Genomic DNA, 16,958 nt, shown 5'->3' with positions numbered 1-16,958 from the left:
GTCGTGCACGCTATCGCACGTAGATGCCGTCTTCGCCTAGCCTCGACGCCGGGTCGAGCAGCATCTCGGCCTCCTCGCGATTCTCCGGCGCCTCGTCGTCCAACCGGCGGTTGCTCGCAGGCCGCTCGTACAACGGTGTGCCACCGGCGATCGCCGAGGCCAGCCTTCGCTGCCCCGCGAAGATCCGCGCACCGGCCTGTTCCTGGTAGGCCTGCCGCTGCTCGGGATCGAGCGCTGCGATGAAGGCCTGCGGATGCACCAGCGCGATGACGCCAGAGACGTGACCGAAACCAAGGCTGGTGATCAGGCCCGCCTTGAGCGGGAACTTCTCGCCCAACCGCAGCGTCTCGCGCACCCACACGAAGTGCTCGGAGCCGGCCAGCTCGTCGTCGACACAGTCCAGGCTGCGGTTCGGCGGGATGACCCCGTCGCGCAGCATCTGGCACATGCCCATCATCTGGAACACCGCCGCGCCGCCCTTGGCGTGACCGGTCAGGCTCTTCTGCGACACCACGAACAGCGGGGCGCCGTCCGAGCGTCCCAACGAGTCGGCGAGCCGCTCGTGCAGCTCCGTCTCGTTGGGGTCGTTGGCAAGCGTCGACGTGTCGTGCTTGGACACCACAGCGATGTCGTCGGCGCCGACACCCAGCTTCGCCAGCGAGCGCGACAGCAGCGAGTCCTTGCCACCGCGACCCGCGCCGAGAGCGCCGAGCCCTGGCGCAGGGATCGAGGTGTGCACGCCGTCGGCGAACGACTGCGCGTACCCGACCACCGCAAGCACCGGCAGGCCCATCCTCAGGGCAAGGTCGCCGCGGGCCAGCAGGATCGTGCCACCGCCCTGCGACTCGAGGAAGCCAAGCCTGCGACGGTCGTTGGCCCTGGAGAACTTCGAATCGCTGATGCCCTTGGCGCGCATCATCTCGGTATCGGCGGTGGCCGCCATGTCACCGAATCCGATGATCGCCTCCAGCGTCAGGTCGTCGAAGCCGCCCGCCACCACGAGCTCGGCCTTGCCGAGCTTGATCTTGTCGACGCCCTCCTCGACCGACACCGCAGCCGTCGCGCAAGCGCCGACCGGATGGATCATCGAGCCGTAGCTACCGACATAGGACTGGATGACATGGGCGGCAACAACATTCGGCAGGACTTCCTGCAGGATGTCGTTCGGCTTGTTCCGACCGAGCAGGTTGCCGTGATACATGGTCTGCATCGACGTCATGCCGCCCATACCGGTGCCCTGCGTGCTGGCCACCATCGCGGGATGCACCCAGCGCATCAGCTCGTTGGGGGTGAAGCCCGCGCCGAGGAACGCGTCGACGGTGGCGACGATGTTCCACACCGCCACCCGGTCCAGCGACGTATTCATGTCCGCGCTGATGCCGTACACCGTCGGGTCGAACCCGGTGGGGATCTGACCGCCGACGGTCCGCGACAGCTTCGTCTTGCGCGGCACCCGGATCTCGGTGCCCGCCTTGCGAGTCACCTGCCAGTCGCTGCTGCCAGGCACCGGCGTCGCAACGGTGTGCTCCGGGTCGAACTGAACGAACGCGCGAGCGTCAGCCTCCGACGACACCACGAAGGTGAAGTCCTTGTCGAGGAACACCGAAACCAGAAGCGGCGACGCGTGATCGGGATCGATCGCGCCGTCGTCGACGAACTCCCGGATGCCGGTCCGCTCCACCACCGCGTCGTGGTAGCGCTCGACCAACTCCGATTCGTCGACAAGGTCCCCGGATTCGGCGTCATACCAACCCGGCTTCGGGTCGTCCTCCCACTTGATCAGGCCGGTGGTCCAGGCCAGCTCGAGCACACCGGCCGCCGAAAGTTCGTTGTCGACCTCCATCTCGAAGCGGGTCCGCGACGAGCCGTAGGGGCCGAGCTCGGCGCCACCGACGATCACCACCAGGTCGGCGGGGTCGACGTCGAGGTCGTTCCACGCCGGCGGAGGTGCGGAGGTGAAGCCGCGCGGTGGCGACGGCAGCGCGGCGATGGTGCCGTCCTGCTCATCGCTCTCGTCGACCGCCTCGCCGACCATCTCTTCGCGGGCCTTGGCGGCCAGCTCGGCCATGTCGATGTCGATATCACCGAGCCCGCCGGTCAGATCGACCTTCAACGGCTCCTGCGCGGCGGCCACCTTCGACTCGACGCTGCACAGATTGAGCAGCATGGCCGCCATCTGCTCCGTCGAATAGGTGGTGACGCCCGCCTCCTCGACGGCGTTGACGATCGCGTCGTTGGCGCCCATCAAGCCGGTGCCACGAGTCCAGCCGATCAGCGCGTGCGCCAGGCTGACTCGCTGCGCCCACGACGACTCCGCACTCCACCGCGTCACGACCGCATCGAGTGCGGACTTGGATTCGCCGTAGGCACCGTCGCCGCCGAACATCCCACGGTTCGGCGAGCCGGGCAGCACCACGTGCAGCCGCGACGCGATATCGCGCTCGGAGCCGATGTGCGAAAGGCCACCGATCAGCCGCTGCACGGCCCACAGCAGAACCTTCATCTCCATCTCGGAACGAGAGCCGGCCTCCGAAAGGTCTCCTGCCACCCGCGGTGCCGCGAACGGGAACAGCAGGGTCGGCGTTTGGGCGTCCTTGAGGTGAATGGACTTCGGCCCAAGGCTTTCACTCTGCTCGTTGCCGACCCAGGCCACCAGCGCGTCGATATCGGAGTAGGACGCCATGTTGGCGGGCACCACCCACAGCGCCGCGCCGAAGCGAGCGTTGTCCCGGTACAGATTGCGATAGAACTCGAGCCGGTTGTCGTCGAGCTTCGATGTGGTCGCGATGACCGTGGCACCACCGTCGAGCAGTCCGGCCACCACCGAAGCGGCGATCGAACCCTTCGATGCGCCTGTCACCACGGCGATTTCGTCGCTGTAGCGGCCCTTGCCCGGGTTCTCCGCACCGGCAGCGGCGCGGCCGAACAACGACGCGTGCACGTTGCGTCCTGCGGCCAGAGCCTTGCCCTGCCACCATGATGCCTGCTTGCCGACGATGTGACCGGCGCCCTCGAACCGCTCGGAGAGCTTCGGCCAGTTGGCATCGACCTCGCCCTCGTCCATCAGCCAGAGCTTCACCAGATCCTCGCGCGCGCTGGCCCACCGATCGTCGAACAGCACCGCCTTGCGGCCGTCGAACACCGGCGCCACCAAACGCGGCCAGTCCGAACCGAGTTCGGTGGTGACCAGGTCGATCAGCTCGGCGTCGGTCGAGGACTCCGGAGTGGAGACGGCATTGTCGAGCCCGAGCTGACTGAGGATCGTGCGGGCTGCCGAAGCCAACACACCGTCGCGTCCGGTGACCTGCTCGGCGAACTCGGTGAGCGCCGCGGAATCCACCACGCCCCCGCCTGCGCCGCCGCCGGCCGACGGTAGCGCCACAGCGATACCACGTCGGCCCGCCACCGCAGCCACGGCGGCGTCGATCACCTTGTCGACGGTCGCGGCGTCGGCCAGCGCACCGTCATGCAGCCCGCCAAGGCTGCCGCCGCGGACACTGGAGCCCTCACGGGTACCAAGCGCCACCTCGGCCGTGACGTGCTTGACCCAGCCGTCGCCGAGCTCCCAGGTCTTCTTGACCCGCTCCGCGATCGCTGCAGGCCGCTTACCGGACGGCCCGAGGACCGTGCGCAGCTGGTCGTTGATCGCGTCGGAAAGCACTGGGCCGTAAGGCTTGTACGTTCGCGCGAGCTTGGTCACCTGGCCCTTGAGCCCGGACAGATCGGCTTCCGCGGCACCGTCTATGGCGCCGAGGTCCAGCTCCGAGCCGAGGTCGACCAGCAGCTGGTTGCGGCGCGACGACGCACCGTCGGTGATCGACTCGATGGAATCCAACGGCTCGATCTGGTCGATGCGCATCTTCGCCGACAGCGCGATCAGCGCCGTGGTGGCGTCAGCGGCGTCGAACGGGATGTCGTCGGGTTGCGGCGTTCCCGCAGGCGCAGTCGCGGGGGCCGGGGCAGGTGCCGCGGCTTCGGCGGCGGCAGGTTCAGCCTGGGCCTCCTGCGCGGGTGGCTGCTGGTCTGCGACGTCGTCGTGGTCGGGCTCGGGGTCGGTGTCCGTCGCGAACAGCACCGCGGCGTCGCGCTCGGAGTTGAGCACTTCCGTTGTGTTGTGCGAATACTCGGGCAGCTTGAGCGTGTTGGTGGCCAATCCGGCGACGGTCGGCGCGGACTTCACGCCGATCTCGACGAACCGCTCAACGCCGAGGCCGCCTGCCGCCTCTTCGATGAAGAGCAGGTCCTGGGTCTCGATCCAGCGCACCGGGCTGGCGAACTGCCATGCCAGCAGCTCGATGACGACCTTGCGGCACAGTTCGGTCGGCTTCTCGTTGCGCCACGTGTCGTAGTCGGCGAGGACCTCGTCGAGCGGCTCGGCGGGCACCAGATCGCGGATTTCCTGGATGAAGTCGCGATCCAGCGTGAACGGCCGCGGCACCAGGTTCGGGATGTACTTGCCGATGAGCAGTTCGGGGTTGGCGTCGCGCGGCATGACCCGCTCCAGCGAGCGGCGGAAGTCGGCGACGCCGACCCGCAGCACCGAGGAGTGGAACGGCACGTCGATGCCGGGCACCAGGATGAAGGACCGCTTGCCACCGGAGATCTCCCGGCGCTTCTCGACCTCTTCCTCGAGCACCTCGAGGCCGCGGACGGTACCCGCGATCGCGTACTGCGAGCCACGCAGGTTGAAGTTCACGATCTGCAGGTATTCACCTGTGCGCTCGGCGATCTCGGCGACGAAGTCCACGACGTCGGCGTCATCGAGGTCGATCTGCGACGGCCGGATGGCGGCCAGCCGGTAGTTGGACCGGCCGAACTCATCGCGCGGCACGATGTCGTGCATCTTCGACCCGCGGTGGAACACCACCTCGAGCAGCGCCTCGAGTTCGTACACGCCACTGACACAGGCCAGTGCGGTGTACTCACCGACGGAGTGACCGCAGGCAATGGCGCCCTCGACGAACGCACCCTGCTCGCGCATCTCGGCGACCTGCGCGGCTGCCACGGTCGCCATCGCGACCTGGGTGAACTGCGTCAGGTAGAGCACGCCCTCTGGATGCTGGTAATGCACACCGCTGGCGATCAGGCTCGTCGGGTTGTCACGCACCACATGCAGCACCGAGAAGCCGAGCGTGTCGCGGGTGAACTTGTCCGCGTTATCCCACACCTTGCGGGCCGCCTTGGACCTGGCGCGCACGTCCATGCCCATGCCCTTGGACTGAATGCCCTGGCCTGGGAACGCGTACACCGTCTTCGGGGCGGCCAGCTGTGCCGTCGCCGACATCACCAGATCAGAACCGACGCGGGCGGAAACCTCGATAATCTCGGCGCCACGGTCGATTCCGACGCGGTCGACGCGGATGTCGACCTCGTCACCCGGTAGCACCATGCCAAGGAAGCGGGCGGTCCAGCCGACCAGCCGGGCAGGCGGAACGGCCTTGCCGTCGGTGGCGGTGACGACCTGCTGGGCAGCGGCGGACAGCCACATGCCGTGCACGATGGGCGATTCCAGGCCCGCCAGCAGCGCGGCGGCGCGGTCGGTGTGAATCGGGTTGTGGTCACCGGACACCACCGCGAACGCGCTCATATTGGTCGGTGCCATGACGGTGACGTCGCGGCGACGACGCCGTGGCGTGTCGGTCGCGTTGTCGGTCATCGCACCGCCGGCACGCGGCGGATCGGTGAGCTCAAGCGCACCGGTGCGCCCGCGAATCGCGAACCGCTCCTTGAGCTTGGCCAGCTCGGTGCCGTCGGCATCGGTGATCGTGACGTCAACCGGCACCACCCGGCCGACCTCGGTGTCGGTCGCCGCCGAAGCCGTTGCGGTGACGGTCAATTCGGCCTGCGTCCTTGGCAACGCGGTCAGCAGATGTCCGGCGTGGTCCAGGTGGACCAGGCTCAGCAGACCCTCGATGACCGGGAACCCCTCGCCGGTGACGGCGGAGCCGATCACCGAGAACACCGCGGGCCAGCACAGGCCCACCAGCGCATCGGGCACCAGCGTGAGACCGGGCGCCAACGGCGCACCAAACGTCGCGGTCACACCCGTGTGGTCGGCGACCCTCTCCGGATCCCAGGCGACGGTCACTTCTGCGGTGTTGTCCACCACCGACGGCAAGCCTTCGGGGCCATCGGCACCCGCAGCGATCGCCAGCACCGAACGCATCGCGTCCGAGGCGTCGTCGACGGTGACCACCGGCATGCCGCCGTCCACCGTGCAGGTCGGCAGCGTGAACCGGATGTTGACCCAAGTGCCGGACAGCGGAACGCTCAGCGTGACGGTGTCGTCACCCGACAGCTCCAGTCGCGCACCCGTGGACGGATGTGTGGCACTTCTGTTTTGGTTGACCTGCCACTTGGCAGGTGCACCGATCCGGTGCACGGGGTTGATGGAGGTGCGGCCTGCCCACAGCACGTCGGGCGCGTCGAGCACGACGGCCAGCGGACCGGTGACGTCACCGCGCGCCTGGCGGCGGCTGACCACCGAGACTGGCTCGGCGCCTGAGGCCAGCACATCGTCGATGGATGCCTTCTCGAACCGGTCCAGCAGCTCGCCGACGGGCTCGTCGACCTTCGTGATGCCCGCGACGGCCTGGGTGCCCGGGATGATGCACACCTGGTCGGCGTCGTAGCGAGCGTCGTGGGCCTGCCACAGCGAGTCGCTGCGCCACCAGCGCCGCACGTCCTTGTCGATGACAGGCACGAAGTTGACGGGCTTGCCCAGTGTCTTGCACAGCTGGACGAAGAACGGCACGTCGGCCGGATGCAGCTTGATGATTTCTGCGTCGGGGTAGCGGCCCTGCAGGGCGGTGATCGCCTGCTGCGGCTTGTCGAGCAGCGCTTCATCATTGAACAGCGTGTCGATGGGGCCGAAGTCCTTCGGGTGCAAGCGGGCTTCGGCACGCTTGAGCATCTCGGCGAACCGGTCACGCCAGGTGTCGGCGAGCCACGGGCTGCCGGGCGCCGCGGTGTCGGCGGTGCTGTTGCCGTCGCCGATCGCCAGCTCGACGTAGCGCTGCAGCCACCCCAGGTACGTCATCTCACCGATGTCGCCGAAGTACGGCTTGCAGGTGTTGGCCATCGCGGCGATGATCTCGTCGCGGCGGTCGGCGACGGCCTCGGCGTCACCGGCCACCTCGTCTAGTAAGCGGCCGCAACGCGACGCGGTGTTGTCGATCTCGTGGATGTCCGCGCCGAGCTGGCTGCGGCTGGAAGCCATGCCGCCCTGGGCTTTTCCGGCGCTGATCCAGTGGTCGGTGCCGCCGGTCTCGACCAGCATCTGCTTGACGGCGGGCGAGGTCGTCGCCTCGAGTGTCGCCATCGCTGCGGTGCCGACGAGAATGCCGTCGACGGGCATCAGCGGGAAGCCGTAGGCCTGTGCCCATCGGCCGGACAGGTACTCGGCAGACCGCTCGGGGGTGCCGATACCGCCGCCGACGCAGACAGTGATGTTCGACCGCGAGCGCAGTTCGGAGTAGGTGGCCAGCAGGAGGTCGTCGAGGTCCTCCCATGAGTGGTGGCCGCCGGCGCGGCCGCCCTCGATGTGCATGATGACCGGCTTTGTCGGCACCTCGGCGGCGATCCGGATGACCGAACGGATCTGCTCGATGGTGCCCGGCTTGAACACGACGTGGCTGATGCCGACGTCGTTGAGCTCCTCGATCAGCGCGACGGCATCCTCCAGCTCGGGGATGCCTGCGCTGACCACGACGCCGTCGATCGGCGCGCCGGATTGACGCGCCTTCTGCACCAGCCGCTTGCCGCCGACCTGGAGCTTCCACAGGTACGGGTCAAGGAAGAGCGAGTTGAACTGGACGGCGCGGCCCGGCTCGAGCAGCTGCGTCAGCTCGGCGATGCGGCCGTCGAAGATCTCTTCGGTGACCTGCCCGCCGCCTGCGAGCTCAGACCAGTGGCCGGCGTTCGCGGCGGCCGCCACGATCTTGGCGTCGACGGTCGTCGGGGTCATGCCTGCGAGCAGGATCGGCGACCGCCCGGTCAGCCGGGTGAACTTCGTCGACAGCTTCACCGAACCGTCGGGAAGGGTGACGACCGTCGGTGCGTAGCTGGACCACGGCTTGGCCACCTCGGGCACCGCGCCGACGGTGAACAGGTTGCGCTGCCCGCCGCGGGTGGCGGCAGGCACGATGCCGACGCCCAGTCCGCGGATGACCGGCGCCGTCAACCGGGTCAGGATGTCGCCGGGCCCGAGGTCCAGAATCCAGCGGGCGCCAGCCTCGTGCAGTCCGCTGATCTCGCCGACCCAGTCCACCCGACGGACGAGGATGGCCTCGGCCATCTCGCGGGCCAGGTTGACGTCGAGGCCGACGACCTCGGCCCAGTTGCCGACCATGTCGATGGCGTCCGACAGCCGCGGGGTGTGGAAGCCGACCTCTACCTGGACCGGGTCGAAGATCGGGTTGAACACCGCGCCGCCGCGAACCTTGCTCTTGCGCTCGGCTTCTTCCTTCTCGGCGATCTGCTCGCAGTAGAGCTCGAAACGCGACAGCTGCTCAGGAGTTCCGGTGATGACGACAGAACGGCGGCCATTGCGGATCGACAGCACGGGCGGCAGTACGGTGCGGACGTCCTGGGCGAACTCCTCGAGAAGCTCGGCGATGCGCGCGGGGTCAGCGTTGGTGACCGAAACCATCGGCGGTCGGTCACCAAGCACGGAGATGCCGCGGCGACGGGCCACCAGCGTGCCTGCGGTGCCGATCAGCTGCGCCAGCGCCAGCAGCTCCACGTCCTTTGCACCCTTGGCTGCAAGCGCCTCCACCGCCAGCACGCCCTGCGAGTGGCCTGCAACGGCGACGGGCGGTGTCGCGGTCAGGTCCAAGCCCTGGCGGCTCAGCGCACGCACCGCGGCGATCTGGGTCAGCAGCACGCCGGGCACCGAGACGGCGGCCGACGTCAGGTGCTTGGCGGTCGGCACGGCCTCCTCGGCCGCCAACGCACGGACCCAGTGCATCGGCTGGAACCCGATCGGCCGCACGACGATCAGCTCGCGCGCGACCGGCTCCAGAAGGAGCTCTGCTTCGCCCACCAGCGTCGACAGCTCGGCCTCGATACCGGCCGAGGACACCAGTTCCTCCAGAGTGTCCAGCCAGGCGCTGCCCTGGCCGCCGAACGCGACGGCAAAAGGCTCGCCTGTGGTCAGGCGATCGACGAGGGCGTGGCTGGACTGAGGGGCTCCCGACTCGTCGTCGCGGCCGGTGGACACCCTGTCATGTTCATTGATCGTCACGTTTTGTAATCTCCTCAGTCCTGCTTCTCGCACGTCTCGTGTCGCGCTTCGTTGTTGTCTGTGGGCTGTCGTCGTCTGGGTTGTGCGACCGGCTCCCCTGCGGGGCCACACCTGATTCGTCGTCGAATCCCGACTGGCTCTCGGACACGTTCCGCTTCAGCGGACGGTCTGGCGGCCTTCGTGGACGTCCGTCGGACACTCCAGCCGTACTAAGAGTGTCATAAGAGCAAGCGTCATTTTTCCGCCTGAAATGGTTACTGGCGAGTTCTACGCGCGGGTAACCACGCGTTCGGTAACACCGGCCTCGACAACCGCCGAAGTCATCTAGGACAAACGTCCTGCATGCACGTGGTTACGGTCGAGTAGGCCAAACAGTGCAGATCAAGGCATGACTGTTATCAAATCGTTATGTAAAAATTTCGCCTTGTTCGCGGCGCTTCGCGGACAGCTGCAGAAGCGACAAAATGGTGAATTTTGTCTTGCCGGAGGCGTCGGACAACCCAGAAAGTTTGCTGACGCTTATTACTGATCGGTAAGGTTTAGTCCCATTGGCCGAACCGGGGCTTGAGGACGTGGTTGATGTCCACTCCGATGCCGCCAACGTTACGCTCGTCGATCTCGACCTGGTGAAGATGTGCTGCGGGATGGACGAAACCCTTCGGCGAACCCCAGTTGTGCTGCCAGAAGTAGGCGCCCAAACCGTCCTGGAGCGCCCAGTCGATGGTTTTGGAGTTGGCATAAACGCCGACCCGTTGATGGCCGAGCACGGTTTCCCAGGCCCGCAGATAGGGCGCAACCTGCTGCTTGTACTGCTCATATGACGGGTCGTCGTCGATCGATGCGTATATCGGGGCGCCATACGAGCCGCCCGCGGCGACATGCAACTGCCAGCCTCGCTTGGCGTGCCGGACACCGGCGTCCTGTCCGCCGAGCCAGTCGGCGGTGTCCTGCTTGCCGTACTGGTAGCACGAGACGATCTTCAGGCCGCTCTGATACAGATCGCGGGCCTCGGGAAGCTGGATCGGCTTACCGAGCATCCAGCCACCGCCGGGCCTGCGATCGGAGACATAGCGGATAGCTCCGTGCGCACCCGCGGCGCGGATATCGGCGGCCTTGATGACCCCGGCCGCATAGTCCAGCAGGATGCCGAGCGGCGCAGCCTGCGCCCGCGGCGGCGGCAGCAACGAGGACGCGGCGAGCACCGCCGGGGCCGCGGCCGCGTACTTCAGGACCGTCCGACGGGACACCGACCGAGAGGCCGAATTGGGCACCGTCACGTGCCACAGAGTACGACAGAAACCTCAATATTCACTTCAACGCCACTGGTCACACTTGCATCAAGATTCTCAGAAACGCCAGCGGCCGCAGGGCCCGCATGTACGCCGCACGGCGTTGACTCTGCGGTGAGGGTCTAGCCGTCTCGCACTTCTGCGCCCTGCGCGCAGAGTCAACGTGGCGCCCTTCTCGCGAACGCTCCGCCGTTGCCGCATGATCGCGGTGTGACCGCACAGCTGACCCTGGAGCCGTTCCGCATCGCGATTCCCGACGCCGACCTGGACGACCTGAAGGCCCGGCTGGCCGCGACGCGCTGGCCCGAGCAGTTGCCAGGCACACCATGGCAGCGCGGCGCACCCGTCGACTACCTGAGGCAACTGGCCGACTATTGGGCCGACGGCTTCGATTGGCGCGCCCAGGAGGCCGAGCTCAACTCCTACCCACAGTTCCGCACCCAGATCGACGGCCAGACGATCCACTTCCTGCACATCGAGTCACCCGAACCGGCCGCACGGCCGCTGATCCTGCTGCACGGCTGGCCAGGTTCGGTGGTGGAGTTCCTCGACGTCATCGGTCCGCTGAGCAATCCCCGCGCCAACGGCCTCGACCCCGGCCAGGCGTTCCACCTCGTCATCCCGTCGCTCGTCGGCTTCGGCTTCTCTACCCCGCTGTCGGGGGCCGGCTGGACGGCCAATCGCATCGCGGCGGCGTTCACAAAGCTGATGGCCGGGCTGGGCTACGACCGGTACTGCGTGCAGGGCGGTGACTACGGCTCGTTCATCGGTCCGCTGATGGGCGGTCTCGCGCCCGATCGGGTCATCGGCGTGCACGTCAACGCGGCCGCCTTCGGCTTCAACCCCGGCCGCAACGTCTCCGACGACGACCTCGCGTCGATGACCGACCGCGAACGCGACAGGGTGGCCAGATCGCGAACCTGGGCCGCGGAGATGACGGGTTACTTCAGGCTTCAGGGCACCCGGCCCCAGACTCTCGGCTACGGCCTCGAGGACTCGCCGGCCGGTCAGTTGGCGTGGATCGTCGAGAAGTTCAAGGAGTGGACGGACGCTTCAAAGGAGCTGCCCGACGATGCCGTGCCCAGGGATCGACTGCTGGCGAATGTGGCCGTGTACTGGTTCACCCGTACGGCGACGTCGTCGGCCAATCTCTACTACGAGACGACGCACACCCGCGCATTGCCAGACCCCTCGCCGGTACCTACGGGCGTCGCGGTCTTCAGCGCCGATCTGGCAATTCGCCGATACGGCGAGCGGCTGTTCAACATCACCCATTGGAGCGACTTCGACACCGGCGGGCACTTCGCCGCGATGGAAACGCCGCAGTTGCTCGTCGACGACATCAGGGCGTTCTTCGCCACAGTCCCCTGAATGCGAATTCGGCGCGGAAACGTGCGCTCAGCGTCGAGGAACGCGCCGAAATCGCTAATGGCGCTGCGCGTAGACCGCGGAATTCGTAGGATCTCCCAATGCCCTCAGGGATGGCCAGCGCCCAGCAGCGCGTAGATCCCGCTGCCGCCGTTGACGATCCGCAGATCGAGCTCATCGGCGTCCGCAAGGAGTTCGGCGACGGCCGCGGCCACAGGGTGGTCGCCGTCGAGGGTGCAGACCTGAACGTCGGCGACGGGGAGCTGTTCGCGATCCTCGGCCCGTCCGGTTCTGGCAAAACCACCGTGCTGCGCATGGTCGCTGGGTTCGAGCAGCCGACGGCGGGCACGATCCGCCTCGGCGGCGTCGACGTCACCGCGTTGCCCGCGCGGCGTCGCGACGTCAACACCGTCTTTCAGGAATACGCGCTGTTCCCCCACATGACCGTCGCCCAAAACGTCGAGTACGGACTGAAGGTCAAAGGAGTGGCGCGCGACGAACGCCGCAGGCGCACTTCGGATGCGCTCGACATGGTCCGATTGAGCGGCGAGGCGTCTCGGAAGCCCGCACAGCTGTCGGGCGGTCAGCGTCAGCGGGTGGCGTTGGCACGCGCCCTGGTCGGCCGTCCCCGGGTGCTGCTGCTCGACGAGCCCCTCGGCGCACTCGATCTCAAACTGCGCGAACAGATGCAGATCGAGCTGAAGGAGATCCAGCGCGAGGTCGGCATCACATTCGTCATCGTGACCCACGATCAGGACGAGGCCCTGACCCTGTGCGACCGGCTGGCGGTGTTCAACAACGGCCGCATCGAACAGATCGGCAAGGCCCGCGACGTCTACGAGAACCCGGCGAACCGGTTCGTCGCCGACTTTGTCGGAACCTCAAACGTGCTCGACGGACCCGACGCGCAGGCACTCGTCGGCCGACCGGGCACGTTCGTCGTGCGGCCCGAACGTATCGCGGTCTTCGCACCGGGCACCGATCCGGTATCCGGCGTCCGAACGGTGGACGCGACGGTCCTCGAGGTCATCTACGCCGGCCCGACCACGAAGATCGCCGCGTCGACCCCCTCGGGGATCACCCTGACCGCGACCGTGCTCACGGCCAGCACCTGGTTGCCGCCGGACCTTACGCATGGCACCCCAATCACGTTGGCGTGGCCCGAAAAAGCCCTTCATCAACTGTCAAACGAGGAGTAGCCATGAAAGCAACCGTCCGGATGGGTCTTGTGCTCGGCGCGTGCGCCGCGCTGATCGTCGGGTGTTCGGGCTCCGAGGAGTCCGGCACGGGTGAGGCCCCGCCGAAGCTCGAGAAGCTGAGCTCGATCGGTGACGGCGAAGGTGAGCTCAACCTCATCGCGTGGGCCGGCTATGCCGAGGACGGCTCCAACGACAAGACCGTCGACTGGGTGACGCCATTTGAGAAGGAGACCGGCTGTCAGGTGAACGTCAAGCTGGGCAACACATCCGACGAGATGGTCCAGCTGATGCGCACCGGGCAGTACGACGGGGTGTCGGCTTCGGGTGACGCGACGCTGCGGCTGATCTACGCGGGCGACGTCGCGCCGGTGAACACCGACCTGGTGCCGAGCTACGCGACGATCTCCGACTTCCTCAAGGACAAGTCGTGGAACTCGGTCGACGGCCAGATGTACGGCATCCCCCACGGTTGGGGCGCCAACCTGTTGATGTACAACCTCGACGTCGTGCGTGACGCGCCGAACTCATGGGGTGCGGTGTTCGATGGCGCCGACAAATACAAGGGCAAGGTGACCGCATACGACTCCCCCATCTACATCGCCGATGCGGCGCTGTATCTGATGAAGTCGAAGCCGGAGTTGGGCATCAAGGATCCGTACTCGCTCACCTCGCAGCAGCTTGACGCCGCAGCCGAATTGCTCAAGAAGCAGCGCGAGAACGTCAGCGAGTATTGGTCGGACTACACCAAAGAGGTGCAGGCGTTCGAGTCCGGCACGTCGGTGATCGGCACCACCTGGCAGGTGATCGCCAACCTGATCGGCACCGACAACAAGGTCCAGGTCAACACCGTGCTTCCGAAGGAGGGTGCCACGGGATGGTCTGACACCTGGATGATCTCGTCGAAGGCCGCGCATCCGAACTGCATGTACAAGTGGATGGACTGGATCACGTCACCGAAGATCAACGCGCAGGTGGCCGAATACTTCGGCGAGGCACCGGGCCAGACCAAGGCGTGCGAGTACACCACCGAGAAGGACTTCTGCGACATCTTCCACGCGACGGACGCCGACTACGCGGCGCAGATCCACTACTGGACGACGCCACAGAAGAACTGTGTCGACGGCAGCGGTGACAACTGCACGACCTACGACGAGTGGGTCACCAAGTGGCAGCAGATCAAGGGGTAACAGAGGCCGCTCCGATCTCGGTGTCCACGCTGACTCGAATGTCGCCGCCGCATCGGCTCCGGCGACGCGCCGGGCTTGTCTTTCTTCTGGTCCCGCCGATGGCCTGGCTGGTGCTGGCCTACCTGGGATCGCTTGCGGTGCTTCTCGTCTCGGCGTTCTGGAGCACCAACAGCTTCACCGGTGCGGTGGTACACAAGTTCACCACCCACAACATCGTGGCGGCGTTCACCGAGACGGTGTTCCGGGTCACCACGCTGCGCACACTCGGCGTTGCCCTGGTAGTCACGGTGATCTGCATCGTGCTGGCGGTGCCGCTGGCGTTGTACATGGCCAAGGTGGCCTCGCCGCGAATGCGGTTGCTGTTGGTGATCGCGGTGACGACGCCGCTGTGGGCAAGCTATCTGGTGAAGGCGTACGCGTGGCGGATGCTGCTCTCCCCTGAGGGTCCGCTGGCGTGGGCCGGTGGCTACACACCGGGATACGGCCTGACGGCTACCGTGATCACGCTGACCTACCTGTGGTTGCCCTACATGATCATCCCGGTGTTCGCGGCGTTCGACCGCGTGCCCGACTCATTGATCGATGCCAGCTCGGACCTCGGCGCCTCCGACCTGTCGACGGCGCGAATGGTGATGGCGCCGTTGGTATTTCCCGGCATCGCCGCCGGTTCGATCTTCACTTTCTCGCTGTCGCTCGGCGACTACATCGCGGTGACCATTGTGGGGGGCAAGACGCAACTGCTGGGCAATGTCATCTACGGCCAGTTGGTGACCGCCAACAACCAACCGCTCGCCGCTGCGCTGTCGATCATTCCGCTTGCCGCGATCATCCTGTACCTGCTGGCGATGCGCCGGACCGGCGCGCTGGAGAACGTCTGATGCTCTCCGGCGGTGCGCGGCATGCGGTACGGACATGGACCGTTTTGATCCTTCTGTTCCTCTATGCCCCGTTGGCTCTGGTGCTCGTCAACGCATTCAATTCATCGCGCACCTTCGCCTTCCCGCCGAGCGGCTTCACGACGCAATGGTGGGTGGTGGCATGGCACAGCGAGGGGATGTGGACGTCGTTGGCCAATTCGGCGGTGGTTGGCCTCGGGGCGACGGCGATCGCGTTGGTCCTCGGCACCATGGCCGCGTTCGCGGTGCAGCGGTACAGGTTCTTCGGCCGCGAGGTCGTCAGTTTCCTTGTGGTGCTACCGATCACGCTGCCGGGTATCGTCACCGGTATCGCGCTGAACGCGACATTCACGTCGGCACTCGGCGTCACGCTGGGCTTGGCGACGGTGATCGTCGGTCATGCCACGTTCTGCGTCGTCATCGTGTTCAACAACACGCAGGCGAGGCTGCGGCGGCTGGGCGCCAGCCTGGAGGATGCGTCGGCTGACCTCGGCGCCTCGCCGTGGCAGACCTTCCGTTACGTGACCTTCCCGATGATGCGCGGCGCGCTCGTCGCAGGCGCGATTCTGGCCTTTGCGCTCAGCTTCGACGAAATAGTGGTGACGACGTTCACCGCGGGTCCGACGGTGCAGACGCTGCCGATCTGGATCTTCGGAAACCTGTTCCGGCCCAACCAGGCTCCGGTCATCAACGTCGTCGCGGCGGCCCTGACCGTGGTTGCGATCATCCCGGTGTGGCTGGCCCAGAGGTTCGGCGGCGACCCCGCGACAACGCGGGTGTGAGCTCTAGGAGCCGGCCGGTATCCAGTTCCCGCGGGCCCCGATCCCGGTGGTGTAGTCGGAGAAGGCAGACACCATGTGCCGCCGCAATCCCTTGTCGAGCAGGTGGGTGGCGAGTGCGATGCCGAGATCACGGTAGTCCGCGATGAGCGCGGCCACCTCGTCGGACTCTTGCGGCTTGGGCACATACCCGGACCCGTAGCGGGCGGTGACGGCCTCCTCGATCGCGCCAACCAGTGTGGCCGCCAGTTCGTCGATCGTGCCGCCGGTGGAATCGACCACCCGCAAAATCATCTGAACGGAGGAGAGTTGATCCGTTGAACGCGTGACGATCTCGGCTATCGCCGGATGAACGAGGGCAACCGAGTTCTCGACGAATTCGGCAAGCCCGCACGACACCAGCCGCTGGGCCTCGTCACCATCGGGATCGATATCGAGAGCCGCGGGCTCGGCGACGGAATCGTCGGCCTTGCTGCCCAGAATCGCCTGCTGGACGCCCAGAATCGCCGCCAAGTCGTGGCCCTCGCGCATGCGGGCGAAGAACTCGGCGATGTGCGCGCTGTTGAAACCCTTGCGAAGCAGCTGGTTGATGGTTTTCAGCTGGGACAGGTGGTAGTCGTCGTAGAACGCCGACCGGCCCTGGCGCCGGGGCGGGTCGAGCAGCCCGCGCTCACGGTATGCGCGGATATTGCGCGGACTGACTCCCGAGATCCGTGCGAGCTCGTCCAGTTGGTACTCAGCCAACGAGACGCACCACACATTGACGGGGGCGGACATCGGGCATGCCCACACTGTAGTACGCGAAGAGCGATCTTGAGCGAAGTCACGGCGGGTTCGGTCAGAAATTAATGATTGCGCTCTAAAAGCCACTCATCTGCGTATTTATCCGATTCCGGCTTTCGAACACGACGCGGGTGTGCAGTTTCAGCCAATTTTGCGACGCATCCATCGACTATTCCCGACGACCCGGTGAGTGATCTCACCGGCAATGAATTG

8 protein-coding genes are annotated in these 16,958 nt (G+C 66.4%); 5 read left to right on the top strand and 3 right to left on the bottom strand.

Features of this window, described 5'->3' with window-relative positions:
• Positions 1–10: 10 nt before the first annotated feature.
• Together D6M19_RS08190 and D6M19_RS08185 are read right to left on the bottom strand one after the other, a co-directional pair.
• On the bottom strand, positions 11–9,244 hold the full coding sequence (locus D6M19_RS08190) for a type I polyketide synthase (RefSeq protein ID WP_123024686.1): 9,234 nt from the start codon (positions 9,242–9,244) through the stop codon (positions 11–13).
• 539 nt (positions 9,245–9,783) lie between these two features.
• Positions 9,784–10,515 (bottom strand): DUF1906 domain-containing protein, encoded by a 732-nt coding sequence (locus D6M19_RS08185; protein WP_407665314.1) that lies wholly within the window; start codon positions 10,513–10,515, stop codon positions 9,784–9,786.
• A gap of 228 nt (positions 10,516–10,743) precedes the next feature.
• On the opposite strand from D6M19_RS08185, the gene D6M19_RS08180 reads away from it, so the two are divergent.
• The 5 genes from D6M19_RS08180 (at position 10,744) to D6M19_RS08160 (ending at position 15,965) form a co-directional block, all read left to right on the top strand.
• Entirely contained in the window at positions 10,744–11,904 is a 1,161-nt protein-coding gene (locus tag D6M19_RS08180; RefSeq protein ID WP_123024685.1) for an epoxide hydrolase family protein, read from the top strand.
• A 98-nt stretch (positions 11,905–12,002) separates the two neighbouring features.
• On the top strand, positions 12,003–13,100 hold the full coding sequence (locus tag D6M19_RS08175) for an ABC transporter ATP-binding protein (RefSeq protein ID WP_123024684.1): 1,098 nt from the start codon (positions 12,003–12,005) through the stop codon (positions 13,098–13,100).
• A 2-nt stretch (positions 13,101–13,102) separates the two neighbouring features.
• Positions 13,103–14,287 carry an ABC transporter substrate-binding protein gene (locus D6M19_RS08170; RefSeq protein ID WP_123024683.1) on the top strand — a complete coding sequence of 395 codons (1,185 nt, stop codon included), beginning with the start codon at positions 13,103–13,105 and terminating at the stop codon, positions 14,285–14,287.
• Positions 14,288–14,325: 38 nt separating this feature from the next.
• On the top strand, positions 14,326–15,165 hold the full coding sequence (locus D6M19_RS08165; protein ID WP_123024682.1) for an ABC transporter permease: 840 nt from the start codon (positions 14,326–14,328) through the stop codon (positions 15,163–15,165).
• On the top strand, positions 15,165–15,965 hold the full coding sequence (locus tag D6M19_RS08160) for an ABC transporter permease (protein WP_123024681.1): 801 nt from the start codon (positions 15,165–15,167) through the stop codon (positions 15,963–15,965). The genes D6M19_RS08165 and D6M19_RS08160 overlap by 1 nt, the downstream gene beginning before the upstream one ends.
• A gap of 3 nt (positions 15,966–15,968) precedes the next feature.
• On the opposite strand, the gene D6M19_RS08155 is transcribed toward D6M19_RS08160, so the two are convergent.
• Positions 15,969–16,739: a MerR family transcriptional regulator gene (locus D6M19_RS08155; RefSeq protein WP_234834753.1), complete on the bottom strand. Its 771-nt coding sequence runs from the start codon at positions 16,737–16,739 to the stop codon at positions 15,969–15,971.
• Positions 16,740–16,958: the final 219 nt, after the last annotated feature.

The organism is Mycolicibacterium stellerae (assembly GCF_003719305.1).
Lineage (GTDB): Bacteria > Actinomycetota > Actinomycetes > Mycobacteriales > Mycobacteriaceae > Mycobacterium > Mycobacterium stellerae.
The sequence above is the reverse complement of the archived record's forward strand: the minus strand, read 5'-3'. Positions and strand labels throughout refer to the sequence as shown.

Excerpts from the sequence above, each read along its gene's own strand:
- D6M19_RS08175 (WP_123024684.1), top strand. The coding sequence starts at position 12,003 with ATGCCCTCAGGGATGGCCAGCGCCCAGCAGCGCGTAGATCCCGCTGCC.
- D6M19_RS08170 (WP_123024683.1), top strand. The coding sequence starts at position 13,103 with ATGAAAGCAACCGTCCGGATGGGTCTTGTGCTCGGCGCGTGCGCCGCG.
- D6M19_RS08165 (WP_123024682.1), top strand. The coding sequence starts at position 14,326 with ATGTCGCCGCCGCATCGGCTCCGGCGACGCGCCGGGCTTGTCTTTCTT.
- D6M19_RS08160 (WP_123024681.1), top strand. The coding sequence starts at position 15,165 with ATGCTCTCCGGCGGTGCGCGGCATGCGGTACGGACATGGACCGTTTTG.
- D6M19_RS08155 (WP_234834753.1), bottom strand. The coding sequence starts at position 16,739 with ATGTCCGCCCCCGTCAATGTGTGGTGCGTCTCGTTGGCTGAGTACCAA.